The 26,445-nt window shown below is 61.1% G+C and carries 22 protein-coding genes; 9 read left to right on the top strand and 13 right to left on the bottom strand.

The window, feature by feature from the left end; genetic code table 11:
• Positions 1–116: 116 nt before the first annotated feature.
• Positions 117–1,463, bottom strand: coding sequence for a metalloprotease PmbA (gene pmbA / locus C4J85_RS04255; protein WP_124365835.1), 1,347 nt, complete (start codon positions 1,461–1,463; stop codon positions 117–119).
• 108 nt (positions 1,464–1,571) lie between these two features.
• On the opposite strand from pmbA, the gene yjgA reads away from it, so the two are divergent.
• Positions 1,572–2,093, top strand: a complete 522-nt coding sequence (yjgA, locus tag C4J85_RS04250) for a ribosome biogenesis factor YjgA (RefSeq protein ID WP_124365834.1) — start codon at positions 1,572–1,574, stop codon at positions 2,091–2,093.
• 45 nt (positions 2,094–2,138) lie between these two features.
• Here yjgA and tldD read toward each other — a convergent pair whose 3' ends face one another.
• The 8 genes from tldD to mreB all read right to left on the bottom strand — a co-directional run bounded on the left by tldD (position 2,139) and on the right by mreB (position 13,322).
• On the bottom strand, positions 2,139–3,581 hold the full coding sequence (gene tldD, locus C4J85_RS04245; RefSeq protein WP_124361304.1) for a metalloprotease TldD: 1,443 nt from the start codon (positions 3,579–3,581) through the stop codon (positions 2,139–2,141).
• Positions 3,582–3,597: 16 nt separating this feature from the next.
• The gene (locus C4J85_RS04240) at positions 3,598–4,446 is read right to left on the bottom strand and encodes a carbon-nitrogen hydrolase family protein (RefSeq protein ID WP_124409053.1); all 849 of its coding nucleotides are present in this window, start codon (positions 4,444–4,446) and stop codon (positions 3,598–3,600) included.
• A 48-nt stretch (positions 4,447–4,494) separates the two neighbouring features.
• On the bottom strand, positions 4,495–8,310 hold the full coding sequence (locus C4J85_RS04235) for a YhdP family protein (protein WP_124409052.1): 3,816 nt from the start codon (positions 8,308–8,310) through the stop codon (positions 4,495–4,497).
• Positions 8,311–8,386: 76 nt separating this feature from the next.
• The gene (rng, locus tag C4J85_RS04230; protein WP_124361301.1) at positions 8,387–9,844 is read right to left on the bottom strand and encodes a ribonuclease G; all 1,458 of its coding nucleotides are present in this window, start codon (positions 9,842–9,844) and stop codon (positions 8,387–8,389) included.
• 71 nt (positions 9,845–9,915) lie between these two features.
• Positions 9,916–10,512, bottom strand: a complete 597-nt coding sequence (locus tag C4J85_RS04225; protein ID WP_124409051.1) for a nucleoside triphosphate pyrophosphatase — start codon at positions 10,510–10,512, stop codon at positions 9,916–9,918.
• A gap of 50 nt (positions 10,513–10,562) precedes the next feature.
• Complete coding sequence (mreD, locus tag C4J85_RS04220; RefSeq protein WP_124361299.1) at positions 10,563–11,051, bottom strand: rod shape-determining protein MreD; 489 nt, start codon at positions 11,049–11,051, stop codon at positions 10,563–10,565.
• Positions 11,051–12,145 carry a rod shape-determining protein MreC gene (gene mreC / locus C4J85_RS04215; protein ID WP_124409050.1) on the bottom strand — a complete coding sequence of 365 codons (1,095 nt, stop codon included), beginning with the start codon at positions 12,143–12,145 and terminating at the stop codon, positions 11,051–11,053. The genes mreD and mreC overlap by 1 nt, the downstream gene beginning before the upstream one ends.
• A 139-nt stretch (positions 12,146–12,284) precedes the next feature.
• Positions 12,285–13,322: a rod shape-determining protein MreB gene (gene mreB, locus C4J85_RS04210; RefSeq protein ID WP_002555108.1), complete on the bottom strand. Its 1,038-nt coding sequence runs from the start codon at positions 13,320–13,322 to the stop codon at positions 12,285–12,287.
• 210 nt (positions 13,323–13,532) lie between these two features.
• Here mreB and gatC point away from each other — a divergent pair, with 210 nt between their 5' ends.
• The 5 genes from gatC to C4J85_RS04185 all read left to right on the top strand — a co-directional run bounded on the left by gatC (position 13,533) and on the right by C4J85_RS04185 (position 18,379).
• Positions 13,533–13,820, top strand: coding sequence for an Asp-tRNA(Asn)/Glu-tRNA(Gln) amidotransferase subunit GatC (gatC, locus tag C4J85_RS04205; protein WP_005784804.1), 288 nt, complete (start codon positions 13,533–13,535; stop codon positions 13,818–13,820).
• Between the two features lie 16 nt (positions 13,821–13,836).
• Entirely contained in the window at positions 13,837–15,288 is a 1,452-nt protein-coding gene (gene gatA, locus C4J85_RS04200; protein WP_124406283.1) for an Asp-tRNA(Asn)/Glu-tRNA(Gln) amidotransferase subunit GatA, read from the top strand.
• A 10-nt stretch (positions 15,289–15,298) separates the two neighbouring features.
• Positions 15,299–16,744 (top strand): Asp-tRNA(Asn)/Glu-tRNA(Gln) amidotransferase subunit GatB, encoded by a 1,446-nt coding sequence (gene gatB / locus C4J85_RS04195; protein WP_124409049.1) that lies wholly within the window; start codon positions 15,299–15,301, stop codon positions 16,742–16,744.
• Between the two features lie 157 nt (positions 16,745–16,901).
• Positions 16,902–17,273, top strand: a complete 372-nt coding sequence (locus C4J85_RS04190) for a septal ring lytic transglycosylase RlpA family protein (RefSeq protein WP_124361295.1) — start codon at positions 16,902–16,904, stop codon at positions 17,271–17,273.
• Positions 17,274–17,323: 50 nt separating this feature from the next.
• Positions 17,324–18,379, top strand: coding sequence for a calcium/sodium antiporter (locus C4J85_RS04185; RefSeq protein WP_164487681.1), 1,056 nt, complete (start codon positions 17,324–17,326; stop codon positions 18,377–18,379).
• A gap of 16 nt (positions 18,380–18,395) precedes the next feature.
• On the opposite strand, the gene C4J85_RS04180 is transcribed toward C4J85_RS04185, so the two are convergent.
• A complete protein-coding gene (locus C4J85_RS04180) occupies positions 18,396–19,337 on the bottom strand; it encodes an AEC family transporter (RefSeq protein WP_124409048.1) in 942 nt (313 codons plus the stop codon).
• 306 nt (positions 19,338–19,643) lie between these two features.
• Here C4J85_RS04180 and C4J85_RS04175 point away from each other — a divergent pair, with 306 nt between their 5' ends.
• The 3 genes from C4J85_RS04175 (at position 19,644) to C4J85_RS04165 (ending at position 21,836) form a co-directional block, all read left to right on the top strand.
• The gene (locus C4J85_RS04175; RefSeq protein ID WP_124409047.1) at positions 19,644–20,243 is read left to right on the top strand and encodes a GNAT family N-acetyltransferase; all 600 of its coding nucleotides are present in this window, start codon (positions 19,644–19,646) and stop codon (positions 20,241–20,243) included.
• 127 nt (positions 20,244–20,370) lie between these two features.
• The gene (locus tag C4J85_RS04170; RefSeq protein WP_124409046.1) at positions 20,371–21,135 is read left to right on the top strand and encodes a hypothetical protein; all 765 of its coding nucleotides are present in this window, start codon (positions 20,371–20,373) and stop codon (positions 21,133–21,135) included.
• Positions 21,132–21,836: an HAD-IB family phosphatase gene (locus C4J85_RS04165; RefSeq protein WP_124409045.1), complete on the top strand. Its 705-nt coding sequence runs from the start codon at positions 21,132–21,134 to the stop codon at positions 21,834–21,836. The genes C4J85_RS04170 and C4J85_RS04165 overlap by 4 nt, the downstream gene beginning before the upstream one ends.
• Before the next feature lie 14 nt (positions 21,837–21,850).
• Here C4J85_RS04165 and garD read toward each other — a convergent pair whose 3' ends face one another.
• The 3 genes from garD to C4J85_RS04150 form a co-directional block, all read right to left on the bottom strand.
• Positions 21,851–23,404: a galactarate dehydratase gene (gene garD, locus C4J85_RS04160; RefSeq protein ID WP_124403082.1), complete on the bottom strand. Its 1,554-nt coding sequence runs from the start codon at positions 23,402–23,404 to the stop codon at positions 21,851–21,853.
• Between the two features lie 10 nt (positions 23,405–23,414).
• A complete protein-coding gene (locus tag C4J85_RS04155) occupies positions 23,415–24,779 on the bottom strand; it encodes an MFS transporter (RefSeq protein ID WP_124406280.1) in 1,365 nt (454 codons plus the stop codon).
• Positions 24,780–24,963: 184 nt separating this feature from the next.
• The gene (locus tag C4J85_RS04150; RefSeq protein WP_124369652.1) at positions 24,964–26,409 is read right to left on the bottom strand and encodes an aldehyde dehydrogenase family protein; all 1,446 of its coding nucleotides are present in this window, start codon (positions 26,407–26,409) and stop codon (positions 24,964–24,966) included.
• Between the last annotated feature and the right edge of the window lie 36 nt (positions 26,410–26,445).

The raw sequence follows: 26,445 nt of genomic DNA, 5'->3' as shown, positions 1-26,445 counted from the left end.
TATTAAATGATATTAAGAATCAAAACAACAACAGCAGATTAATCCTGTCCGCCAGCGGCACAAAAAAAGGCGCGCCATTATCGATATGGCGCGCCTTTTTGCTGAAGCGTCGCAGTTCAGCTACCGGCGACTGTCATCCGTTCGATCAACACGGAGCCCGTGCGAATATTGCTGCGCAATTCCAGGTCGTTACCCACGGCCACGATCTGCTTGAACATATCGCGCATGTTGCCGGCGATCGTCACCTCCTGGACGGCGAACTGAATCTCACCGTTTTCCACCCAGAACCCCGCCGCGCCACGGGAATAGTCACCCGTCACCATGTTCAGCCCTTGGCCCATCAATTCGGTCACCAGCAGGCCGCGCCCCATGCGACGTAACAGCGCCGCCTGGTCTTCATCGCCATGGGTCACGAACAGGTTGTGAACCCCGCCGGAGTTGGCGGTGCTTGGCAGGCCTAGCTTGCGTCCAGCGTAGGTGCCCAATACATAAGACACCAACTCGCCCTTCTCGACGAACGGCTTGGCATACGTGGCCAGGCCGTCGCCGTCGAACGAGGCGCTGCCCATGGCGCGCATCAGGTGCGGGCGCTCATCGATGGTCAACCACTCCGGGAATAGCTTCTGGCCGATTGCGCCTTCAAGGAATGAAGATTTGCGATACAGGTTGCCGCCGGAAATCGCCCCGAGAAAACTACCGAACAAACCACCGGCCAATTCGGCGGAAAACAATACCGGCACTTCGCACGTGGGCACCGGGCGTGCGCCCAAGCGACTGGCTGCACGCTGCGCCGCACGCTGACCAATGCTTACCGGGTCGGCCAGCAACTCGCCTTGGCGGTTCACGTCATACCAGTAATCACGCTGCATCTGGCCGCCGGCTTCGGCGATCATGACGCAACTCAGACTGTGACGCGTGGACGCATAGCCACCGATAAAACCATGGCTGTTACCGTAGACACGGCAGCCCTGATGCGTACTCAGGGTGGTGCCGTCGGCGTTCTTGATACGCGCATCGGCGTCGAACGCCGCGGCTTCGCAGGTCAGCGCCTGTTCGATGGCTTGCTCAGGCGTGATATCCCAGGCGTGGAACAGGTCGAAATCCTGCAGGTCCTTGGCCATCAGCGCTTTGTCGGCCAAGCCTGAACTTTCATCCTCGGAGGTGTGCTTGGCGATTGCCAACGCGGCGGCAACGGTCTCGCGGATCGCCTCCGGGCCACTGGCCGAGGTGCTGGCCGAACCTTTGCGCTGGCCCACATACAAGGTAATCCCAAACCCTTGGTCGCGATTGAATTCTACGGTCTCCACTTCCCGCTGACGCACCGAAGTCGACAGCCCCTGCTCCAGCGACACTGCTACCTCACAGGCGCTGGCCCCCTGGCGCTTGGCTTCGGCAAGGATCTGCTCGACTTGTTCCTGCAGTGCCGGTAACGCTTGCGGACCGACGCTTTGGGCTGCACTCATGGTTTTCTCCACTCAAATTCTGCTCTCGGTTAAGGCCATCGAGCGACCGGGCCGGACAAGCGGCCCCCGACTGGTTATCATGGCGGCGTTTCTTTGCGGACTGCCACCATGGTTGATTCTTACGACGACTCCCTCGATGGGGAGAAAAGCAAAACCCAGGTCAAACGTGAGCTGCATGCTCTGGTTGACCTTGGCGAGCGCCTTACGACGCTCAAAAAGGACTTGATTGCAAAACTGCCACTGACCGACGAAATGCGTCGGGCCTTGGCCGATGCGCCTAAGCACACCGCGAATATCGCGCGCAAACGGCACATCATGTTTATCGGCAAGCTGATGCGCGATCAGGATACTGACGCCATTCTGGCCTTGCTCGATCAAACCGATGCCTCCACTCGCCAGTACAACGAACGCTTCCATAACCTGGAGCGTTGGCGTGACCGCCTGATCGAGGGCGATGACGCCGTGCTGGAGAAATTCGTATTGGACTATCCGGAAGCGGACCGCCAGCAATTGCGCTCCCTGATCCGTCAAGCCCAACATGAAACGGCGCATAACAAGGCGCCGGCCACCAGCCGTAAAATCTTCAAATACATCCGTGAGCTGGACGAGACTCAACGCGGCCTGCGCTGATCCTCTTCCCCGGGTGGCGACCTTCGCCACCCGAAGCTTGCGGGCTTACGAGCCCGTGCCACCCACGGTTATCGCATCGATTTTCAAGGTTGGCTGGCCCACGCCCACCGGCACCGACTGCCCATCCTTCCCGCACGTGCCCACGCCGCTGTCCAGCGACAGGTCGTTACCGACCATCGACACCTTGCTCATGGCCTCCGGCCCATTACCAATCAACGTCGCTCCCTTGACCGGCGCGGTAATCTTGCCGTCTTCGATCAAGTACGCCTCGCTGGTGGAAAACACGAACTTGCCGCTGGTGATATCCACCTGCCCGCCGCCGAGGTTGGCGCAGTAGATGCCGCGCTTCACGGAAGCAATGATTTCTGCCGGATCGCTTTGGCCGCCGAGCATGTAGGTGTTGGTCATGCGTGGCATAGGCAGGTGGGCATAGGATTCGCGGCGACCGTTGCCGGTGCGCGCCACGCCCATCAGGCGGGCGTTGAGCTTGTCTTGCATATAGCCCTTGAGTACGCCGTTTTCGATCAGGGTGGTGCACTCCGTGGGCGTGCCCTCGTCATCCACACTCAACGAACCCCGGCGACCGGCCAAGGTACCGTCATCGACAATGGTGCACAGCTTGGAGGCGACCATCTCGCCCATACGCCCGCTGTAGGCGGAACTGCCCTTGCGGTTGAAGTCGCCTTCCAGCCCATGGCCCACGGCTTCGTGCAGCAGCACACCGGACCAACCCGAACCCAGCACCACCGGCAAGGTACCGGCCGGCGCCGGAATCGCTTCCAGGTTGACCAGCGCCTGGCGCAAGGCTTCACGGGCATAACCCATGGCGCGGTCTTCGGCGAGGAAATAACGGTAGTCGGTACGCCCGCCACCGCCATGGCCGCCGCGCTCGCGGCGGCCGTTCTGCTCGACGATCACACTCACGTTGAAACGCACCAGTGGCCGCACATCTGCCGCCAGCCCGCCGTCGGTAGACGCGACGAGGATGCGCTCCCACACGCCGGCCATGCTCACGGTGACCTGCTGGATACGCGGGTCCAGGGCGCGGGTCGCCGCGTCGACTCGTTTGAGCAACTCGACCTTCTCTGCGCGGCTGATCACTTCCAGCGGATTGTCCGGCGCATACAACTGCGCCACGTCCTGGGTGCTGAACGCCTGCACCGTGCCGTTCTGGCCTGCGCGGGAAATCGAGCGGGCCGCACGCGCAGCCAGCCCCAGGGCCTCCAACGTAATGGCGTTGCTGTAGGCAAAACCGGTTTTTTCCCCGGATTGCGCGCGAACGCCTACACCCTGATCAAGGTTGAAACTGCCTTCCTTGACGATGCCGTCTTCCAACGCCCAGGACTCGGAAATCTGCCCCTGGAAATACAGGTCGGCCGCGTCGATCCCGGGTCCGGCCAGATCGCCCAGCACGGTTTGCAGACTTTCGATGGTCACGCCACCGGGTGCCAGGAGATGTTCACTGACTGAGGACAACAACTCGCTCATAGGTTTGGCCTTAAATTCATCGTTCTGAAGCAGGTCGCTGTGCGCCCTGCGAGAAAAAGCGCCGGTGATTGACCACCGGCATGCGCGCCCGTATCGACGCCTGTTCTTTGCTGTCGCGTTCGGCCACCAACACCGCTTCGCCTTGATCCTGTTGGGCCAACACCCGCCCCCAGGGGTCGATAATTGCCGCGTGCCCGTGGGTTTCCCGTGGCCCCGGGTGCACACCGCCCTGGGCAGCCGCCAGCAGGTAACACTGGGTTTCGATGGCCCGTGCACGAATCAGCACATCCCAATGCGCCGCCCCGGTCACCGCCGTAAACGCCGAGGGCGCGCTGATCAACTCAGCCCCCGCCGCGCGCAGCTCACTGTACAGCTCGGGGAAGCGCAGGTCATAGCACACCGTCAGCCCCAAGCGCCCCACCGGCGTATCCGCCACCACCACGTTGCTTCCGAAAGCATAGTCGTCGGATTCGCGATAACGACCCCGGGCATCCGCCACATCCACATCGAACAAATGCAGCTTGTCGTAGCGAGCGACGATTTCACCGCGGTCATCGATCAACAGCGAACAGGCGTTAGGCTTGGCGTTCGGTTGGTCCTTGGGTGGCAACGGTAGTGTGCCGGCCACTATCCATAAGGTGAGGTCGCGGGCGGCCTGTTTCAACCATGGCAGGATCGGGCCTTCACCCAGGGCCTCGGCCCGACCGATGTCAGCCATGTCACGGCGGCCCATGGCGGCGAAATTTTCCGGCAGTACCGCAAGCCTGGCGCCATCCGCCGCCGCGCGTTCCAGCAGGCGGCGTGCCTGGGCCAGGTTCGCCAGCACATCACTCTGGCTGACCATTTGAATTACCGCAAAGGGCATGGGCCGACACTCCGTAAAGGGCATGGGGCCATGCTACTCCACAGCCTCTCAGTTTGGCTTTTCAAATGGCTTGTCGAAGGTAATTTTCGGGTCTTTCCACGGGCCTTGCACGGTGTACTGCACGCTGGCGAAGCGCGACACCCGATCACCGATCAGCTTGTCGATCAGAAACAATGCGCCGCCAATGGCCGGCGCGCCGACAATCAACGCCGCGATAGGCAGGTTGTTGGTGACCGGCAGCGTCACCAGCAACTTGGCATCGACGCGATCCGCCACCAGATCCAGGGTGCCGTTCAGCTCAAGGTTGGTGGACGGCCCGGTCATGGTGATGGGCTCACGGGTCACGAACACGCCGTTACTGGCTGCGAGCAAGCCCTTGACCCGGTCATAGCTCAGGCCTTTGCCGAGCAAGTCGGAAAAGTCCAGGCGCAAACGGCGGCCGATGGAATTGAAGTTAAGCAGGCCGAATACCCGCAATGCCTGGGCGCCACCTTCCACTTCCACGAACTGGCCTTTACGGAATGCTGCATCCAGGCTACCGGAGAACCGTTTGGGCCCGACCCAGGCGGGCGAACCGGGCCAGCGGCCATCCACGTCCAGGTGGAAGTCCTCGCTGGTTACCGTAGGCGCAAAGCCCCAGCCTTTGAGCACGTCGGCAATGTTCTTGCCGTCCAATCGCCCCTTGTACCAACTGCTGCTGGCCCCTGGCGCGCCTTCCCAACCACCGGCGCCGTTGAGTTGCATGCCCTTGAGGCCCAGGTCCAGGCTGTTGAAGGCCAGGCCCTTGGCGGTCGGCCGGACTTTCAGCGACCACGCGCCCACCAGGTCCGGGCCCTGGAAGAGTTGATCGATGGCGATATCCAATGCCGGAATATCCTTGGGATCGATATCGGCCAACGGGTCCGGCGCATTCTCGTCTGCCTGTACGGTGGGGTCGACCGCAGGCAGCTTCACGTACTGCAGATTGATTGCGATAGGTGCGCCCTTGGCGTCCGGCAGGTTGACCGTGCCCTTGGCTTGCTGGCTGTCGAACTGCAGGCCCCAGGCCACGGGCTTGCGATCCAGCTGCAGTTTGACCTGGTCGAACTGAGTACCGAAACCGGTCAGCTTGCCTACCTTGAAATCAGCGCCACTGAGCAGCTGCTTGGCATTGCCGCCCGGATCGTTACCGGCGTAGCGGTTGGCGAGTTGTTTCCACGGGTCGATGTCAAGTTCGGAGAGCACCCCGCGAATGCGCAAGCCCTTCGCGCCGGGCAACACTGCGTCGCCATCGCCAAGGAACAATTCGCCGCGGCCCTCATTGAAGTTGTCCGGCGGCGCCGCAAACGTGAAGTTCGCCAGCTCACCGTAATCAAACCAGTAACGCCGCTCAGCACCCTGCAAGGTCATGCGGAACGTGCTGTCACGGCCCTGGCTCGCCGGCATGCCAAACGGCGCCGGCAGGTCCACCGCGACGCCCTTGAGATTGGAGTTGACCATCAACTGACTGTCCGCGCCATCCAGGATCACTTGCAACTGGTACGGAATATCGCCGGACACCGGCAGCGGCTGGCTGATTTTCAACCAGTCGGTGAGCCGCTTGACCGTCACCTGCCCCTTGGCGATAACGCGGGTGTTGATATTGCCGGGTGTGCCCTCGGCAAAAATCTGCGCGGTGATCGGACGGTCGAACGCCTGGGCCGAAATATTCTGGCCGCTCAGGCCCTTGGCGCTGTCGAAACGGAAGTCACCCTTGAGCTGGGTCAGGTCCAGGGTAGGTTCCGCCAGTTGCAGGCGCGCTTTATCGGTCTTGAAGTCGACCACGATCTTAGGCTCGGTGCCTTTGGCCAGAGGCACGTCCAGGTCCAGACTGCCTTGCAGGTTGCCCTCGCCCTTCCAGCCCGCAAAGGTGGATGCGGTGCCGATGGGGGCTTCCTGGAGGATTTTCAAACCGTCGCCCAAACCACCGGAAAATCCGCCGGTGAGCAGCAGGTGGCTGTCCTTGCCGGCCGGCGCGTGAGGGATATTGACGTAGACGTCCTTGACCTGGGTATCGAGCAGTTGGCCCTTGCTGGCCAGGATACGCACGCCGCTTTCCTCGACGAACACCTCACCATTGACCTTGTTCACATGGGGCCAACCCGGCTGGAAGGCCAGCTCGGCATCATGCACCTTGAAGAACAGGCTGATATTGCGCGAAGCCGGCACCGCGTTATGGCTCAAGGAGCCCTGGTACTGGAAAAAACCTTCGTCTACCGCGCCTTTGAGGATCGCCGTGCGCAACCATTCATCCAGCGCCGGGCTCAGCACTGCCGGTAGATATTTGGGGGTAAAACGACCATCGCCATCGACCATGCCGACCCGCAGGTCCATGTAGTCCTCCTGGCTATGGTCGAAATGCAGGCGAATCAGGAAATCCGCGGCGACCTTGCCTTCCTCCCCCAGCACCTTGATATACGGCGCGATCAGAGTGAAGCCCTGCTTGTCCAGCGTCCAGGTCAGGCGCGCATTGGCCTGGATGTATTGCCATGGCTTGGCGAAGATCGGGAACAGGTGCAGGGAGAAGTCCTTGCTGTCCATGCGCAACTCGCCATGGCCCAGGTCGCCGCTGATGCTGCCGGACACGTTGCGCGCAGCCGGCGCGCCGAAGTACGCGTCAAAACCGACACGCTCGAGGTTGGCGGCAAAACTGACTTTTTGATCGGTGGTGTCCTGGGGGCGAAAGTCCACCAGCACATTGCGCAACAAGCCGGTGGCTTTCAGGTGCTCGACAGCCTTAGCGAACCCTTCCGGCAGCGGCGCCAGGGCATTGAGTAATGGCGTAATGGGGGTCAGGTCGAGCCGATCGGCCTGAAGCTTCCACACTTCCTGGGCGTCATCGGTGGCCAGACTCTGCTGCAGTTGCATGCGCGATTCCCAACGGGTTTCGCCGATGTTCATCGCCAGCGAATCCAACAGCACCTTGAGGCCGCTGTCGCTGCGTTGCACATACGCGGTCAGGGCCAGGTTTTCGATATGCACCGGCTGGCGCTCGGCGTAGCTGCCCTTTACCTGCGGCGAATTGAGGCGCACCACCGCGCTTTGCACGGTGCCGTTGGCCCAGTTGAGCCAGAACTCACCGCCGGCCTTGAGCTGGGTGAGCTTCCATTGTTGGGTCAGTCGGGACGGAATCCACTTGGCCCAGTCGCTTTGAGGCAGGCTCAGGTAGGCCTCGACCTCAGCGTCTTTCCATTGGCTGGCGCGTATACGGCTGCGCAGGCTCAGGGCGAGCGGTTGGCCGTCGGGTAACGTCAGGCGCGCGTCCAGGCGTTGCCGGGCCATACCGGTGTGCAGGCTCAGGCCCACATACGTCACGGTCACCGGCGCCCGGTCGAACGGTTGCAAGGTCACCTGGCTGTCGAGCACCGAGACGCGCTTGACCATTTGCATACGGGTGAGCAGTTGTTGCGGGTCCAGTGACGGGCTGTCCTGTAACGGCAAGCCCTGCAGCGTCCAGCGACCGTCCTGGTCTTCCTTGACGCTCAACTGCACGCCGCTGACTTGCAGATGGGCGATGCGCACTTCACGGGCCGTCAGGCTGGCCCAGAGGTCGGGCACCACCTCGACCTGGTCCAGGCGCAACGCACTGCTGCCCTCGCCGACCATCACGTCGTGGGCCAGCACTATCGGCGCAAAGCCACTCCAGCGGCCTTCGAGGCTGCCGATATGCACCGGCATCTGCAGCGCAGCCTGGGCCTTGGCCTGGACTTCAACGCGGTATTCGGCCACCAGCGGGGTCAATTCACGCCCCAGGCTCACGTACACCGCAGCCAATACCAGCAGCAAGGCACACAGGCCCAGCCCCCAACGGGTCAAAGCGGCAAAAAAGCGTATCAGACGCTCCATGTCAGGCGACCCTCAAAGCGGTAGTCGGACGACAGATCATTGCCTGTCGGTCTCGGAAAAGAAAAACGAATGGGGATCAGAGCAGCACCACGTCGTATTGTTCCTGGGAATACATGGTTTCGACCTGAAAACGAATAGTGCGCCCGATAAACCCCTCCAGTTCGGCGACGTTGCCCGACTCTTCGTCGAGCAGGCGGTCGACCACTTTCTGGTTGGCGAGCACTCTATAACCTTCGGCCTGATAGGCGCGTGCCTCCCGTAGGATTTCACGGAAAATTTCGTAGCAGACCGTTTCCGGGGTTTTCAATTTACCCCGGCCCTGGCAACTGCTGCAGGGTTCGCACAGCACTTGCTCAAGGCTCTCGCGGGTGCGCTTGCGGGTCATCTGCACCAGGCCCAGCTCAGTGATGCCGATGATGTTGGTCTTGGCGTGGTCGCGTTCCAGCTGTTTTTCGAGGGTGCGCAGTACCTGGCGCTGGTGCTCTGCGTCTTCCATGTCGATGAAGTCGATGATGATGATGCCGCCCAGGTTACGCAGGCGCAGTTGGCGCGCAATCGCCGTGGCAGCTTCGAGGTTGGTCTTGAAGATGGTCTCTTCGAGGTTGCGGTGCCCCACGAACGCGCCCGTGTTGACGTCGATGGTGGTCATGGCTTCTGCCGGGTCCACCACCAGGTAGCCACCGGACTTGAGCGGGACCTTGCGCTCCAGGGCTTTCTGGATTTCGTCTTCGACGCCATACAGGTCGAAGATCGGCCGCTCGCCCGGATAGTGCTCGAGGCGGTCGGCAATTTCCGGCATCAGCTCGGCGACAAATTGCGTGGTGCGCTGGAAGGTTTCCCGCGAGTCGATGCGAATTTTCTCAATTTTCGGGCTGACCAGATCGCGCAAGGTACGCAACGCCAGGCCGAGGTCTTCATAGATGACGCTTGGCGCGCCAATGGTCTGAATCTGCGCCGCGATTTGGTCCCACAGACGCCGCAGGTAGCGGATATCCATCAGGATTTCATCGGCGCCCGCGCCCTCGGCGGCGGTGCGCAGGATAAAACCACCGGCTTCCTTGATGCCCTCGGCGGCGACACAGTCGCTGACCACCTTCTTCAGGCGCTCGCGTTCGGCCTCATCCTCGATCTTGAGGGAAATACCGACATGGGCGGTGCGCGGCATATACACCAGGTACCGCGACGGAATCGACAGTTGGGTAGTCAGCCGGGCGCCCTTGGAACCGATGGGGTCCTTGGTGACCTGCACCACCAGGCTCTGCCCTTCGTGCACCAGGGCGCTGATACTTTCCACCGCCGGGCCTTCACGCAGCGAGATTTCCGAAGCATGGATGAAGGCGGCGCGGTCCAGGCCGATGTCGACGAACGCCGCCTGCATGCCCGGCAATACGCGCACCACCTTGCCTTTATAGATGTTGCCGACGATCCCGCGCTTCTGGGTGCGCTCCACATGCACTTCTTGCAGAACACCGTTCTCTACCACCGCCACGCGCGATTCCATCGGCGTGATATTGATCAGAATCTCTTCACTCATGGCTGGGTCTCGTTCAGGCGTTTTCACAATAGTGACCGATCGCTTATGGCTTGGCGCGCAAGTAGAGGCGTTCAGCGCGCGGTAAGGTTTTGCCAACAGGGTATGCCGAATTGGCCGAGCAGTTGCGCGGTTTCGCACACCGGCAGGCCGACCACGGCGGAATAGCTGCCATTGAGTCCGCTCACGAACACCGAGCCCAGCCCCTGGATAGCATAGCCGCCGGCTTTGTCCTGGGGTTCGCCACTGTGCCAGTAGGTCGTAGCCTCCTGGGCAGAAATCTCACGAAACCCCACGCGACTGCTTACACAGCGGGTTTCACAGCGCTGGCCGTCGGTAAGGGCGATGGCCGTGAGGACTTCATGCTCACGCCCTGCCAACGCCATCAACATCGCCAAGGCATCGGCTTGATCCACCGGTTTGCCAAGAATCTTGCCATCCACGATCACAGCGGTATCGGCACCCAACACGCAGATGCCTGCGCTGTGCTCGAGCGCAGCCAGACCCGCCGCTGCCTTGCTTCGAGCCAGGCGCTCGACATAGGCGACGGGGGTTTCGTCAATAAGAGGCGTTTCATCGATGGCGGCGCTGACCACGGTGAAAGGCACACCGATCTGGGTCAACAACTCACGTCGCCGCGGGGAGCCCGAGGCCAGATAAAGCACATTCATTGCAGACTCTCCCTGTAGGGTTCGGTAACCAGGCAGAGCCTCGCAATCCGTCAATTGATTTTGTAGCGACGACGTAGCCCGCGCAGGCCGAAGCTGACCCAAGGCCACAGCAGTGCACTGACCAGGGCCGGCAATACCAGCGCGAGAGTAGGCTGGCGATTGCCGGTCAGGGCGCTCAGCCAGAGCTGAACCAACTGCGCCAGGCCGAAGATCACCAGGATCACCAAGCACTGCTGCCACATCGGGAACATGCGCAAGCGCTGCTGCAACGACAGCACCAAAAAGGTGATCAGGGTGAGGATCAACGCGTTCTGGCCGAGCAAGGTGCCATAGAGCACATCCTCCGCCAAGCCCAGGCACATCGCCGTGACCATGCCTACCTTGTGCGGCAGGTTCAACGACCAGAACGCCAGCAACAGCGCCAGCCACAGCGGGCGCAGGATTTCCATGAATTGCGGCAGCGGTGAAACGCTGAGCAATAGGCCGATGGCGAAGGTCAGCCAGACAATCCAGCCATTGCGCGAATGAGTACTGGCCATTATTCCTCCCTCTGCCGAGTGGTGGCCGGGGCGGTTGTCGCAGGCCTGGCGGCAGGCGCGGTGGTCGCCGCCGGTTTCGCCGGGCGTGCACTGTGTGCAGCCGGCTTGGCCGGTGTGGCAACAGGCGCTGCGGTTGCGGGTACGGCCGCAGGCGCCGGTGGCCCCACGAACGCCGGTTTCGGCACGGTGGCGGGAATCACCGGCGCGGTGCCGTTCTGCTTGTCTTCCGCTTCCTGGGCCTGCGCGGCGTCATTGGCGCGCTCTTCCGGGGTGCGGTTATCGCTGAACACCAGCAGCAAATAGCGGCTGCGGTTCAGCGCGGCGGTCGGTACGGCACGCACAATGGCAAACGGCTGGCCGGAATCGTGGATGACCTCCTTGACCGTCGCCACCGGGTAGCCCGCCGGGAAGCGCTGACCCAGGCCGGAGCTGACCAGCAGGTCGCCTTCCTTGATGTCAGCGGTATCGGCCACGTGCCGCAACTCCAGGCGTTCCGGGTTACCGGTGCCGCTGGCAATCGCGCGCAAACCGTTGCGATTGACCTGCACCGGAATGCTGTGGGTGGTGTCGGTCAGCAGCAAGACGCGCGAGGTGTAGGGCATCAATTCAACCACCTGGCCCATCAGGCCACGGGCATCGAGCACCGGCTGGCCAAGGACCACGCCGTCGCGCTCACCCTTGTTGATGATGATGCGATGGGTAAAGGGGTTGGGGTCCATGCCGATCAACTCGGCCACTTCGACCTTTTCGTTGACCAATGCCGACGAGTTGAGCAACTCGCGCAGCCGCACGTTCTGCTCGGTGAGGGCCGCGAGCTTTTGCATGCGGCCCTGCAACAGCAGGTTTTCGGTCTTGAGTTTTTCGTTTTCGGCAATCAGCTCGGTGCGGCTGCCGAATTGGCTGGCCACGCCCTGGTAGAGACGTTGCGGCAGGTCGGTGATCCAGTAAGTCTGCATCAACACCAGCGACATCTGGCTACGCACAGGCTTGAGCAGCGCAAAACGGGCGTCGACCACCATCAGCGCGACCGAAAGCACGGTCAGCACCAACAAGCGCACGCCCAATGAGGGGCCTTTGGCGAAGAGCGGTTTAATAGGCCGCTCCTCCCAGGCAAATGTTCTCTTTATTCATACGGCATCAAACCGGCCTGGATGCAGATTGAAGAAGATAAACGCCAGCAGGCAGCACTGCAAAGTGCTGCCTGCCGGCCGAGCATGAACCATCCAGGCAAGCTTATTCGCTGGAGAGCAGGTCCATGGTGTGTTTATCCATCATTTCCAGTGCACGACCACCGCCACGCGCCACGCAGGTCAGCGGGTCTTCGGCGACGATCACCGGCAGGCCGGTTTCCTGGGCCAGCAACTTGTCGAGGTCGCGCAGCAAGGCGCCACCACCGGTCAGTACCAGGCCACGCTCGGCGATATCGGAAGCCAGCTCCGGCGGCGACTGCTCCAGGGCGCTCTTCACCGCCTGAACGATGGTGGCCAGGGACTCTTGCAGAGCCTCCAGCACTTCATTGGAGTTCAGGGTGAACGCACGTGGCACGCCTTCGGCCAGGTTGCGGCCGCGAACATCGACTTCGCGAACTTCGCCGCCCGGGTAAGCGGTGCCGATTTCCTGCTTGATGCGCTCGGCGGTGGATTCGCCGATCAGGCTGCCGTAGTTACGACGCACATAGGTGATGATCGCTTCGTCGAAGCGGTCGCCGCCGACACGCACGGATTCGGCATACACCACACCGTTCAGGGAAATCAGGGCGATCTCGGTGGTACCCCCACCGATATCCACCACCATCGAACCGCGGGCTTCTTCAACCGGCAGGCCGGCGCCGATTGCGGCGGCCATCGGCTCTTCAATCAGGAACACCTCGCGGGCACCGGCACCCAGGGCCGATTCACGGATGGCACGACGCTCCACCTGGGTGGATTTGCACGGGACGCAGATCAGCACACGAGGGCTGGGCTGCAGGAAACTGTTTTCGTGAACCTTGTTGATGAAGTACTGCAGCATCTTCTCGCAGACACTGAAGTCGGCGATCACGCCGTCTTTCATCGGACGAATGGCAGCAATATTGCCTGGTGTTCGGCCGAGCATCCGCTTGGCCTCGGTGCCAACGGCAACGACACTTTTCTGATTACCATGGGTCCGAATGGCCACAACCGATGGCTCATTCAGGACGATACCGCGCTCGCGCACGTAAATAAGGGTGTTGGCAGTGCCCAGGTCAATGGAAAGATCGCTGGAAAACATGCCACGCAGTTTCTTGAACATGGGAAAGGGACCCTAGGCAACGCGTGGGTAAAAAAGTGCGGCAAACTCTAACAACGACAGGGATTTTGGGCAAGGCGCCAATGTGCTAAATTGGCCGACTTTCTGTGCACCAACCCCCACAATCGCGGCCTTATGACCGTAGAAATGCGGTAGTGTTCCGACAATCTAACACACGGACGCCTTCCGTTCTGTTTTCCACTGGAGAATCCCATGGCGCTTGAACGCTCCGACGTGGAAAAAATCGCGCATCTGGCCTCGCTTGGCCTCAATGACGCCGATCTTCCACAGACCACCGCAGCCCTGAACAGCATTCTCGGGCTGGTTGACCAAATGCAGGCCGTCGACACCGACGGCATCGAGCCCCTGGCTCACCCGCTGGAAGCCAGTCAGCGCCTGCGCGCAGACGTCGTGACCGAGCGCAATAACCGCGAGGCCTACCAGTCCATCGCGCCAGCGGTCGAAAACGGCCTGTACCTGGTTCCGAAAGTCATCGACTAAAGGGAAAGAGCCTTTCATGCATCACATGACTCTGGCCGAGATCGCCCGCGGTCTCGCCGACAAAACGTTTTCTTCCGAAGAGCTGACCAAGACCCTGCTGGCGCGCATCGCCGCGCTGGACCCCAAGGTCAACAGCTTCATCAGCCTCACCGAAGAACTGGCCCTGAGCCAGGCCAAGGCCGCCGACGTGCGTCGCGCCAACGGTGAGAACGGCGCGCTGCTGGGCGCTCCGATCGCCCACAAGGACCTGTTCTGCACCCAGGGCATTCGCACCAGTTGCGGCTCAAAGATGCTCGACAACTTCAAGGCGCCCTACGACGCCACCGTGGTGTCCAAGCTGGCCACCGCCGGGGCCGTGACCCTGGGCAAGACCAACATGGACGAATTCGCCATGGGTTCGGCCAACGAGTCGAGTTACTACGGCGCGGTGAAAAACCCGTGGAACCTGGACCACGTACCCGGCGGTTCGTCCGGTGGCTCGGCCGCCGCCGTTGCCGCGCGCTTCCTGCCGGCCGCCACGGCCACCGACACCGGTGGCTCGATCCGCCAACCGGCAGCCTTCACCAACCTCACCGGTTTGAAGCCGACGTACGGTCGCGTATCCCGCTGGGGCATGATCGCCTACGCGTCGAGTCTCGATCAGGGCGGCCCTCTGGCCCGCACGGCTGAAGACTGCGCGATATTGTTACAAGGTATGGCCGGCTTCGATAAACAGGATTCCACCAGCATCGATGAGCCGGTGCCGGACTACAGCGCCAGCCTGAACACGTCGCTCAAGGGCCTGCGCATCGGCGTGCCCAAGGAATACTTCAGCGCCGGTCTCGACCCACGTATCGCCGACTTGGTGCACAACAGCATCAAGGAGCTGGAAAAGCTCGGCGCCGTGATCAAGGACATCAGCCTGCCGAACAACCAGCACGCGATTCCCGCCTACTACGTGATCGCCCCGGCTGAAGCTTCCTCCAACCTGTCGCGTTTCGACGGTGTGCGCTTCGGCTATCGCTGCGAAAACCCGAAAGACCTCACCGACCTGTACAAGCGCTCCCGTGGCGAAGGCTTCGGCGTGGAAGTACAACGCCGGATCATGGTCGGGGCCTACGCCCTGTCGGCTGGCTACTACGACGCGTACTACCTCAAGGCGCAGAAGATCCGCCGCCTGATCAAGAACGACTTCATGGCAGCCTTTGAAGAAGTCGACGTGATCCTCGGCCCAACCACGCCGAACCCGGCCTGGAAGATCGGCGCCAAGACCGGCGACCCGATCGCCGAGTACCTCGAAGACCTCTACACCATCACCGCCAACCTCGCGGGCTTGCCGGGCTTGTCCATGCCCGCCGGTTTCGTCGATGGCCTGCCGGTCGGCGTGCAATTGCTCGCCCCGTATTTCCAGGAAGGCCGCCTGCTCAATGTGGCGCACCAGTACCAGTTGAACACCGACTGGCACACCCGCACCCCTACCGGCTTCTGAGGAGAACACTATGCAATGGGAAGTTGTGATCGGGCTGGAGATTCATACCCAGCTCGCCACCCAATCGAAGATTTTCTCCGGTAGCGCCACCACGTTCGGCGCAGAACCCAACACCCAGGCCAGCCTGGTCGACCTGGGTATGCCCGGCGTGCTGCCGGTGCTGAACCAGGAAGCGGTGCGCATGGCGGTGATGTTCGGCCTGGCGATTGACGCCCAGATCGGCCAGCACAACGTGTTTGCGCGCAAGAACTACTTCTACCCGGACCTGCCCAAGGGCTACCAGATCAGCCAGATGGAACTGCCGATCGTCGGCAAGGGCTACCTGGACATCCCGCTGGAAGACGGCACCATCAAGCGTGTCGGCGTGACCCGTGCGCATCTTGAAGAAGACGCCGGCAAGAGCCTGCACGAAGAATTCCCCGGCGCCACCGGTATCGACCTGAACCGTGCCGGCACGCCGTTGCTGGAGATCGTCTCCGAGCCGGACATGCGCAGCGCCAAGGAAGCCGTGGCCTACGTCAAGACAATCCACGCGCTGGTGCGCTACCTGGGCATCTGCGACGGCAACATGGCCGAAGGCTCGCTGCGTTGCGACTGCAACGTGTCGATCCGCCCCAAGGGCCAGGTCGAGTTCGGCACCCGCTGCGAGATCAAGAACGTCAACTCGTTCCGCTTCATCGAGAAGGCGATCAACAGCGAAGTGCGTCGCCAGATCGAACTGATCGAGGACGGCGGCAAGGTGATCCAGCAAACGCGCCTGTACGACCCGAACAAAGACGAAACCCGCGCCATGCGCAGCAAGGAGGAAGCCAACGACTACCGTTACTTCCCCGATCCGGACCTGCTGCCGGTGGTGCTGGAGGACTCGTTCCTCAACGATATCCGCGCCACCCTGCCGGAATTGCCACAGCAAAAACGCGAACGTTTCCAGGCGCAGTTCGGCCTGTCGGTCTACGATGCCAGCGTCTTGGCGTCCAGCCGTGAGCAAGCCAACTACTTCGAAAAGGTCGTGAGCATTGCCGGCGACGCCAAGCTGGCGGCCAACTGGGTGATGGTCGAACTGGGCAGCCTGTTGAACAAACAGGGCCTGGAAATCGACGAAGCACCGGTGAGCGCCGAACAACTGGGCGGCATGCTGCTGCGCATCAAGGACAACACCATCTCCGGCAAAATCGCCAAGACCGTGTTCGAAGCGATGGCCGCCGGTGAAGGCAGTGCCGATGACATCATCGAGAAGCGTGGCCTCAAGCAAGTCACCGACAGCGGCGCTATTTCGGCCGTACTCGATGAAATGCTCACGGCGAACGCCGAGCAGGTCGAACAATACCGCGCAGCCGACGAAGCCAAGCGCGGCAAGATGTTCGGCTTCTTTGTCGGCCAGGCGATGAAAGCGTCCAAAGGCAAAGCCAACCCGCAACAAGTCAACGAATTGCTCAAAAGCAAGCTTGAGGGCTGATAGCGGTGAAGGAGCCGAGTGAGTGTTCATGCTCGACTCGGACCTCCTGTGGGAGGGGGCTTGCTCCCGATAGCGGTGATTCGGTCAACACACCAGTGACTGGCCCACCGCTATCGGGAGCGAGCCCCCTCCCACATTTGATACGGGAATACCTGGAATGAAGCGTCTACTCGGCCTCCTGGCTGTCTTTTCCCTGCTGACCGGTTGCGCCAACGGCCTCATCGACCCCAACGGCTACGACGAAACCGGCACCGCCTCCTATTACGGCGCCAAGCACCATGGCAAACGCACCGCCAGCGGTGAAGCGTTCAACCAGAACGGCCTGACCGCCGCCCACCGGCGCTTGCCCTTCGGTACCCAGGTCAAGGTCACCAATCTCGACAACAACCGCTCTGTGGTGGTGCGTATCAATGATCGCGGCCCCCATACCCGTGGACGCCTGATCGACCTTTCACGCAAGGCCGCCGAGCAACTGCGTATGCTCGGCAGCGGCACCGCGCGGGTTCGCCTGCAAGCCCTGAACAACTGATCGAGGCAGCCTTGAGCATTTTTGGATTGAACGCCCTCTCACCCTGGAGCCTGCTCGAACTGGTCAGCGGCTTGCTGCTGTTGATCGTCGGCGCCGAAATCCTGGTGCGGGCCGCAGTGCGCCTGGCCGCCAGCCTCAAGGTGCGGCCGTTGATCATCGGCCTGAGCATCGTGGCCTTCGGCAGCAGCGCGCCACAGATGGCCATCAGCCTGCAGGCCACCCTGGCCGGCAACACCGATATTGCCGTGGGCAGCGTGATCGGCAGCAGCATCTTCAATATCCTCGTCACCCTGGGCCTGTCCGCGCTGATCATTCCGTTACGGGTGTCGCGCCATTTGGTGCGCCTGGATATTCCGGTGATGATTGTCGCCGGCCTGCTGGTGTTCGTCCTGGCTGCCAACGAGGCGCTGACGCCGTTCGACGGCCTGGTGCTGCTGGTTGCGCTGTTGGCCTACCTCGGCGTGCTGCACTACCAGACGCGCCACTCGCGTCGCCCACGCACGCTGGCCAGCATGACCAAGGCACCCTGGCTGAGCAGCGTGCTGTTGATGCTCGGCGGGTTGTTGGTGCTGGTGCTGGCCGGGCATTTGCTGCTGGGTGCGGCCGTGGAGGTGGCGGGCGATTTGGGCTTGTCGGAGCGCGTCATCGGCCTGACGCTGATCGGCGTTGGCACCTCATTGCCCTGCCTCGCCACCTCGTTGATTGCCGCCCTGCGTGGCGAGCGCGAGATTGCCGTGGGCAATGTGATCGGCAGCAACCTGTTCAACCTGCTGGGCGTGCTGGGCTTCACCGCCCTGGTGGCGCCTGCGCCGCTGTCGGTCTCGCCCAACGCGCTGGACTTCGACCTGCCGGTCATGCTCGGCGCCATCGTCCTGTGCCTGCCGGTGTTCTATACCGGCTACCGCGTCACGCGGGCAGAAGGCCTGGTGTTGCTGGGGCTGTACCTGGCGTATGGCCTGCATGTCATGGCGTTTACCACCGGCATGCCCTTGGCCACCAAGCTTGAACACTTGATGCTGTTTTACGTCTTGCCGGCGTTAGGGGTGGGGCTGTTGTTCACGTCGTTGCGCGCCTGGCACCGCCAACACAAGAGGGAATCGCAATAACCGCTCAGAAAAGAGCTTAGATCCAGCCACCGGCCTGCAAGACGAAGATCCCGATATTGGTGGTCACCGCCGCCATCAGCGTGGTGATCACGATAATCGCCGCCGCCAGTTCATGATTGCCTTCGGCGGCCCTGGCCATCACGAAGCTCGCGGCCGCCGTGGGCGCGCCAAAGTACAGGAACAAAATCCCCAGCTCCGGCCCACGAAAGCCGAGCAGCCACGCGCCCCCTGTGGCGATCACCGGCAGCCAGACCATCTTCATCAGGCTCGCGCTCAATGCCATCTTGCCGCTCTTGCGCAGCGCCGCCAGGGACAAGGTGCCGCCAATGCAGATCAACGCCAACGGCAAGGTGGTGTCGGCCAGGTACTGCAAGGATTTTTCCAGCCAGCCGGGCAGGCCGATCTCGAAATAGGCGAACGGCGCCGCGACGAACACACTGATGATCAGCGGGTTGGCCACCACACTCTTGAAGATGCTCCATGGGTCGGACTTGATCACCGGGCTGTACACCGCCAGCACAATGGTCGACAGGGTGTTGTAGAACAGGATCACCAGTGCCGCGAGGATCGCCCCGAGGGAGATACCGTAGTCGCCGTACATGCTGGCAGCCAGCGCCAGGCCGATCACCCCGTTATTCCCACGAAACGCGCCCTGGGTGTAGATGCCCCGGTCTTCGCGCTTGCAGCGCAGAATCGCCCAGCCCCACGCCATGGCAAAGCTCACCAGCGTGGCCACGGCAAAGTAGATCAGCAAACCCGGCTTGAGCGCTGAATGCAGGTCGGCATGCAGGATGCCGAGAAACAACAGCGCCGGCATGGTGACGTTGAACACCAGGGACGAGGCGGTATGGATAAAGTTGTCGTTGATCCAGCGGATGCGCTTGAGCAGCACACCGAGGAACAGCATGGCGAACACCGGCGCGGTGATGGTGAGCGTCGTAAGAAAAATGGCGAGCATGCTGTATTAGCCTTGAGTCCTGTTATCAGGGAGTCGTAATAATAAAGCACTGGGTGCGCGGCTGACATTTCATTTAACAATAGGCCTGCAAATAAAATCCAGGATCGGAGAACTGCATCCATTTGTAGGATGTAACTCAGAGTTCTTGGCTAAGCTCAGCCCGTCCCACAAAACGCTACACAAACCCCTACACACTGATAAGAATCCGCGCCTCTGCATTATCGACATCTCCCCTGAAAATCCTCCCTGTAACATTTTAATTATCCGGTAGCGAACCATCATGTGTTCGAAACACAAGGGGTGACTATGCGTAGATCCTTCAGTCAATTGCACAATTTGCATATCAGGAGCTGGGACGATCAGGACATTGAAGGCTATGCCGGCCTGCTCGCTGATCCGGAGGCAATGAAGTTCATTTCGGCCGGTACTACACGGGGCAGAGACGCCGCCGCCAATGAAATTTCGGTATTCACAAAAGAACTTATCGATCAGGACTGGTCACGCTGGGCTGTAAGCCTGGGCGTGGAAGGATCATTTATCGGTTATGCAGGATTCGCAAAAAAAGAATATGGCATCAACTTTGGCAACCGTTTCCTCAGGAAATACTGGGGCACGCCCTACCCCTTTATTGCGATTCATCTGGCGCTCGAATACGGTTTCCAGCGCCTGGGATTTGAGCAGGTCTACACGCTTACCAATATCCACCATCACCGTGCGCTGGAAATGAACAAAGCATTTTTGCATATGCCCGCAGTGGCGGGAGAAGTCATAGATACCGCCTATGGTCCTCACATAAAAATTGATCTTACACGTGAGCGGTTCAAGGAAATAAGCCTGGCAAATCTCGAGCGAATCACACGGTTCTCGCGCCGCATGAAAAAGCCTGAACACACCCAGTCCGCTTAACGAAAATCACCATTGAGTATTCGCGCCCTTGAAAACACAACCGGCTCCCGCTTGCCCTTTGCAATCCGTAGCGGACCTCTGTAGTCGAGAAACCTGGGCTTATCCTAGTTTCCCCAGGCAACTGTATATGCTCTTCGGCTACATGCTGGCCGTCCTTCGCATGTTCTTGATAGTTGTACTAAGCCTGTTAGCCTGGCCATTTCCACTTGCCGTCAAGCGCGTCATATACCGAGGTATTCTCTGGATAATGGGCCTGAGGGTCAGGTGCGCACTTTCACCGCGACAAATCGCAACACTGACCGACGGTTGTGTGGTGGCCGCCAATCACGTAAGCGTTATTGATCCGTTCGCCATACTGGCGATGCCTGGCGCAACACTTGTGGCCTCGAGCGGCTACAACAGGGTTATCAGCGTCACTGCATTCCTTTTGATCAAGTGCGCGGGTGGCCGCGTCTGGAACGGCGCGGATAAAAAGACGTTTTCACGTAACCTGCGTAGTTTGCGAGACGCCCCCCAAGGCACCGCCCTTTACACCAATCCCGAAGCAACCATCAACAATGGCCGTGGCTTGTATCGCTTCCGCCCCGGGCTGCTAAGCCGCGGGTTGCCTGTGGTGCCACTTGCGGGACGCTTGATCCTGCCCTTTGGCCTGGTGGCGAGCCCGCTTCATGCGTCAGGCCTGGCGTGCTTCCTGCGCCTGCTGGCTATGCCTTGGATGACCGTCGAAATGACCTACCTGGAACCGCTGGAGCGCAATGAACACCAAAGCGGCCAGGCATTTTCGGACTTGATACAAGCACGTATCGCCGAGCACCTGGGCATCGCAGCAACCCAGTGGACCCGAGAAGACAAACACCACTACCGTCGCACAGATGCGCAGGCACACCCATGACAACGAACCGCGACACCCATGTCATTTTCGACTTCGACCAAACCCTGGTGAACCACGAAAGCACCCTGGAGATCGTCAAGTCGGCCATTGGCGAAAGCCCGAACGCCCAGCCAATGCTGGAGCAACTGCAACTGATCACGCCCAAGGCGTTGACGGGCAAGGCCAGCTTCTGGGAAATGCTGTGCGTGATGAAAATGATCCCGTATATCCGCAGGCATCATATTCAACGCTATGTCGATACCATCATTGGCAACCTCGACCCGTCCCTGGAGCAGACAGTGCACAACCTGCAACGCGAGGGCACGCACGTGTACATCCTCTCCGGAGGGTACACGGAGTGCATTACCCCAATTGCTCGATCACTGAACATCCAAGCCCATAATGTCATCGCCAACCGTCTTTTCTGGGCCGGTTCGCGCGCAATGTGCCCCAGGCCATCACCGTTGATAAACCCCGGCAGAGGGAAAAGTAGCATCGTGCAGCGATGGCGCAAGGAAGGCCGGCTGACGGGTCGAGCCCTGATAGTCGGAGACGCCAGATCCGACTATCAGGTGTATGCCGATGGTTGGGTCGACGGTTTCGTTTGCGCCGACTATTACACCAGGCAGCCGATGCCCGAGATGTCCGGGCACATCCTTCGAGCTGACGCGCCCATCCAGGTTCACGCGCACATCCAGACGTTGATGAACGAGCGTTGCTGACGGAAACGACAGCCCTAGGTGATTGGCGCGGGGTTGAACAACGTGATGTCGTTATGCAGCTTGTGCCGCTCCGCCCACGTCTGCTTCTTGCCGCTGGCCACATCCAGGTAGAAGTGAAACAACTCCCAGCCCAGCTCTTCGATACTCGCGCGCCCGGTGGCGATACGCCCGGCGTCGATATCGATCAGGTCTGGCCAGCGCTGCGCCAGCTCAGTGCGTGTCGACACCTTGACCACCGGCGCCATCGCCAAGCCGTAAGGTGTGCCGCGCCCGGTGGTGAACACGTGCAGGTTCATGCCCGCCGCCAGTTGCAAGGTGCCGCACACAAAGTCACTGGCCGGGGTCGCGCAGAAAATCAGGCCCTTGCCCTTGACGCGCTCGCCAGGGCCGAGCACGCCGTTGATCGCGCTGCTGCCGGATTTGACGATGGAGCCCAACGACTTCTCGACGATATTCGACAGCCCGCCCTTCTTGTTGCCCGGCGTGGTATTGGCGCTGCGATCCGCCTCGCCCTTGGCCAGGTAACGGTCGTACCAGTCCATTTCCCTGACCAGCTCCTGGGCAACTTCCTTGCTCTCGGCCCGAGACGTCAGCAGGTAAATAGCGTCACGGACTTCCGTCACTTCGGAAAACATCACCGTGGCCCCGGCACGCAACAACAGGTCTGAGGCATAACCCAGCGCCGGATTGGCGGTGATCCCGGAAAATGCATCACTGCCGCCGCATTGCATGCCCAGGATCAGCTCGGACGCAGGCACCGTTTCGCGGCGGCGCTGGTCGAGCTTCTTCAAGCGAACCTCGGCCAGCGCCATGATCTGCTCGATCATCTCGGTAAAGCCGTGGCTGGAATCCTGCAACCGGTACAGCCAGGGCTCGCTCAGGTCGACGGAGCTGTCGTTGTCGTGCATCACTTGCCCGGCCTGCAATTTCTCGCAGCCCAGGCTGATCACCAGGGCTTCGCCGCCCAGGTTCGGGTTGCGCGCCAGGTTGCGCACGGTGCGGATCGGGATGTAGGCATCCGTGGCCGTGATCGCCACGCCGCAGCCGTAGCTATGGGTCAGCGCCACCACGTCATCGACGTGCGGGTACTTGGGCAGCAATTCATCCTTGATGCGCTTGACGGCATGGTCCAGCACGCCGGTCACGCACTGCACCGTGGTGGTGATACCGAGGATATTGCGCGTGCCCACGGTGCCGTCGGCGTTGCGGTAGCCCTCAAAGGTAAAACCCTCCAGCGGCGCCTGGGTTTCAGGCACCTCGGTGGACAACGGCAGGCTGTCCAGCGGCGGCGCGGTGGGCATGCGCAACTGGTCTTCCTGCACCCAGCTGCCACGCGGGATCGGCGCCAGCGCGTAGCCAATGGTCTGGCCATAGCGAATGATCTGGCCGCCTTCGGGAATGTCTTCCAGGGTTACCTTGTGGCTCTGCGGGATGAACTCCACAGTGACCAGGCCGTCCGGAAACTCGGTGCCGGCCGGGACGCCCTGGTCGTTCACCACGATCACTACATTGTCGCGCTCGTGCAAACGAATCGAGCGCGGCGAGTCGGCATGTTCAATCAACTGCATCACACGAACCTCAGGAATGCGCTTCGGTTAGGTTGGTCAACTCAGGGCCCTTGGCTGGCGGCTCTTTGAGTACTACACGCTTGATCGGGCCGACGATGACCAGGTAGCTGAACACCGCCACCAGCGCGTTGGCGCCGACGAACACCAGCGCCCACTTGAACGAACCGGTGGTGGCGATGATGTAGCCGATGACAATCGGCGTGGTGATCGACGCCAGGTTACCGAAGGTGTTGAACAAGCCGCCACTGAGGCCGGCGATTTGTTTCGGCGAGGTGTCAGACACTACCGCCCAGCCCAGTGCGCCAACGCCCTTGCCGAAGAAGGCCAGTGCCATGAAGCCCACCACCATCCATTCAACGTCGACGTAGTTACACGCAATGATGCTGCTGGACACCAGCAGGCCGGCAATGATCGGCGCCTTGCGAGCGAAGGTCAGGGAATGGCCCTTGCGCAGCAGGTAGTCGGAAATCACCCCGCCCAGTACGCCGCCGATAAACCCGCAGATGGCCGGCAGCGAGGCGATGAAACCCGCCTTGAGAATGGTCATGCCCCGATCTTGCACCAGGTACACGGGGAACCAGGTCAGGAAGAAATAAGTGATGCCGTTGATGCAATACTGGCCCAGGTACACGCCAAGCATCATGCGGTTGGTCAGCAACTGGCGGATGTAATCCCACTTCGGGCCGTCGGTTTTCTTACCCTTGCCCTTGTCTTGGTCCATATCGACCATCGCGCCGTTGGCCGCGATGTAATCGAGCTCGGCTGTGTTGATCATCGGGTGCTGGCGCGGGCTGTGGATAACTTTCAGCCAGATCAGCGAGAACACGATGCCGATCGCGCCCATCACGATAAACACGTGCTGCCAGCCGAAGCGGTAAACGATCCAGCCCATCAGCGGTGCAAACAACACCGTGGCGAAGTACTGCGCCGAGTTGAAGATCGCCGACGCCGTACCGCGTTCGGCCGTGGGGAACCAGGCCGCCACAATCCGCGCGTTACCCGGGAAGGATGGCGCTTCGGCCAGGCCCACCATGAAGCGCAGCATGAACAGCGCAACCACGGCCGTGGAGATACCGAACTCACCGACGTAGCCTTGCAGCACGGTGAACAGTGACCAGGTGAAGATGCTCAGGGCATAGACTTTTTTCGAGCCGAACCGGTCGAGCAGCCAACCGCCGGGAATTTGCCCGGCGACATAGGCCCAACCGAATGCAGAGAAGATGTAACCGAGGGTGACCGCGTCGATGCCGAGGTCTTTTTGCAGGCTGGAGCCGGCGATGGCAATAGTTGCACGGTCGGCGTAGTTGATCGTGGTCACCAGGAACAGCATGAGCAGGATCAAATAGCGGACGTGGGTCGGCTTGGTCGCTTGCATAAAGAAGTACTCCCACTAATTATTTTTTTTGCGGGTAATTGTCTTGTTGTGTGCCGCCCCCTGTAGGAGCGAGCTTGCTCGCGAAAAGCGTCAACGAATACGCGGGCATTCAGGATGCACGCGGTGCCCTTGAGTTTTTCGCGAGCAAGCTCGCTCCTACAGGGATGCGAGTCTGTGTTGCGTATTACGAACCGATGTAGCTGGTTTTCACTACGGTGTAGAACTCTTGCGCATAGCGACCCTGCTCACGCGAACCGTAGGACGAACCCTTACGGCCACCGAACGGAACATGGTAATCCACGCCAGCGGTGGGCAAATTGACCATGACCATGCCGGCCTGGGAATGACGCTTGAAGTGGTTGGCATACTTCAACGACGTAGTGGCAATGCCCGCAGACAAACCGAATTCGGTGTCGTTGGCCATGGCCAGCGCCGCCTCGTAGTCGGCCACGCGCACCACGTTGGCCACTGGGCCGAAGATTTCTTCACGGCTGATGCGCATGGCGGCTTCGCTGTCGGCAAACAGCGTCGGCGCCAGGTAGTAGCCTTCGGTATCGCAGGTCACCAAACCGCCACCGCTGACCAGCCGCGCACCTTCGCTCTGGCCGATGTCGATGTACTTCATGTCCTGGTCCAACTGGGCCTGGGAGACCACCGGGCCAATGTCGGTACCGCTGTTGAGTGCGTGGCCGACTTTGATCGACTTCATGCGCTCGGCCATGGCCGCAACAAACTGGTCGTGGATGCCGGCGGTGACGATCAGGCGGCTGGATGCAGTGCAACGCTGGCCGGTGGAGTAGAACGCGCTCTGCACCGACAGCTCGACTGCCTGCTTGAGGTCGGCGTCGTCGAGAATGATCTGCGGGTTCTTGCCGCCCATTTCCAACTGCACCTTGGCCTGGCGCGACACGCAACTGACGGCGATCTGACGGCCCACGCCCACCGAACCGGTGAAGCTGATGCCATCGACTTTCGGGCTGTTGACCAACACATCGCCCACTACGCGGCCGCTGCCCATCACCAGGTTGAACACCCCGGCAGGGAAACCGGCGCGGGAAATGATGTCGGCCAGGGCCCAGGCACAGCCGGGCACCAGTTCGGCCGGCTTGATCACCACACAGTTGCCATAGGCCAGGGCCGGGGCGATTTTCCACGCCGGGATGGCGATCGGGAAGTTCCAGGGGGTGATCAGTCCGACCACGCCGAGGGCTTCGCGGGTAACTTCTACATTGACGCCCGGGCGCACCGACGGCACGTAGTCGCCGGACAGGCGCAGGCATTCACCGGCGAAGAATTTGAAGATGTTACCGGCGCGGGTCACCTCACCGATGGCTTCGGGCAGGGTCTTGCCCTCTTCCCGGGCCAGCAGGGTGCCAAGCTCTTCACGGCGGGCGAGGATTTCGCTGCCGACTTTGTCCAGCGCATCATGGCGCGCCTGGATGCCGGAGGTGGACCAGGCCGGAAATGCGGCGCGGGCGGCCTCGATAGCGGCGTTGACTTGGGCGACGTCGGCCTTGGCGTATTCGCCAATCACATCGGAAAGGTCCGATGGGTTGATATTGGTGCAGTAGTCGGTGCCGGTAACCCACTCACCGTTGATGTAGTTCTCGAAACGTTTTGCTTGGGACACGAATCTTCTCCTGACGCAAAAGGCCGCTGATTGCTC

It is taken from the genome of Pseudomonas sp. R4-34-07 (genome assembly GCF_003852375.1).
Classification (GTDB): Bacteria; Pseudomonadota; Gammaproteobacteria; order Pseudomonadales; family Pseudomonadaceae; genus Aquipseudomonas.
Note: the sequence above shows the minus strand (reverse complement) of the source record. Positions and strands in the feature narration are given on the sequence as shown.

Bases quoted from the DNA above. Each gene is read 5' to 3' on its own strand.
- pmbA (WP_124365835.1), bottom strand. From the start codon at position 1,463: ATGAGTGCAGCCCAAAGCGTCGGTCCGCAAGCGTTACCGGCACTGCAG.
- C4J85_RS04165 (WP_124409045.1), top strand. From the start codon at position 21,132: ATGACAACGAACCGCGACACCCATGTCATTTTCGACTTCGACCAAACC.
- C4J85_RS04170 (WP_124409046.1), top strand. From the start codon at position 20,371: ATGCTCTTCGGCTACATGCTGGCCGTCCTTCGCATGTTCTTGATAGTT.
- C4J85_RS04225 (WP_124409051.1), bottom strand. From the start codon at position 10,512: ATGAATGTGCTTTATCTGGCCTCGGGCTCCCCGCGGCGACGTGAGTTG.
- mreB (WP_002555108.1), bottom strand. From the start codon at position 13,322: ATGTTCAAGAAACTGCGTGGCATGTTTTCCAGCGATCTTTCCATTGAC.
- rng (WP_124361301.1), bottom strand. From the start codon at position 9,844: ATGAGTGAAGAGATTCTGATCAATATCACGCCGATGGAATCGCGCGTG.
- tldD (WP_124361304.1), bottom strand. From the start codon at position 3,581: ATGAGCGAGTTGTTGTCCTCAGTCAGTGAACATCTCCTGGCACCCGGT.
- C4J85_RS04180 (WP_124409048.1), bottom strand. From the start codon at position 19,337: ATGCTCGCCATTTTTCTTACGACGCTCACCATCACCGCGCCGGTGTTC.
- C4J85_RS04240 (WP_124409053.1), bottom strand. From the start codon at position 4,446: ATGCCCTTTGCGGTAATTCAAATGGTCAGCCAGAGTGATGTGCTGGCG.
- mreD (WP_124361299.1), bottom strand. From the start codon at position 11,051: ATGGCCAGTACTCATTCGCGCAATGGCTGGATTGTCTGGCTGACCTTC.
- gatC (WP_005784804.1), top strand. From the start codon at position 13,533: ATGGCGCTTGAACGCTCCGACGTGGAAAAAATCGCGCATCTGGCCTCG.
- C4J85_RS04175 (WP_124409047.1), top strand. From the start codon at position 19,644: ATGCGTAGATCCTTCAGTCAATTGCACAATTTGCATATCAGGAGCTGG.
- C4J85_RS04235 (WP_124409052.1), bottom strand. From the start codon at position 8,310: ATGGAGCGTCTGATACGCTTTTTTGCCGCTTTGACCCGTTGGGGGCTG.
- garD (WP_124403082.1), bottom strand. From the start codon at position 23,404: ATGCAGTTGATTGAACATGCCGACTCGCCGCGCTCGATTCGTTTGCAC.
- gatA (WP_124406283.1), top strand. From the start codon at position 13,837: ATGCATCACATGACTCTGGCCGAGATCGCCCGCGGTCTCGCCGACAAA.
- gatB (WP_124409049.1), top strand. From the start codon at position 15,299: ATGCAATGGGAAGTTGTGATCGGGCTGGAGATTCATACCCAGCTCGCC.
- C4J85_RS04190 (WP_124361295.1), top strand. From the start codon at position 16,902: ATGAAGCGTCTACTCGGCCTCCTGGCTGTCTTTTCCCTGCTGACCGGT.
- yjgA (WP_124365834.1), top strand. From the start codon at position 1,572: ATGGTTGATTCTTACGACGACTCCCTCGATGGGGAGAAAAGCAAAACC.
- C4J85_RS04155 (WP_124406280.1), bottom strand. From the start codon at position 24,779: ATGCAAGCGACCAAGCCGACCCACGTCCGCTATTTGATCCTGCTCATG.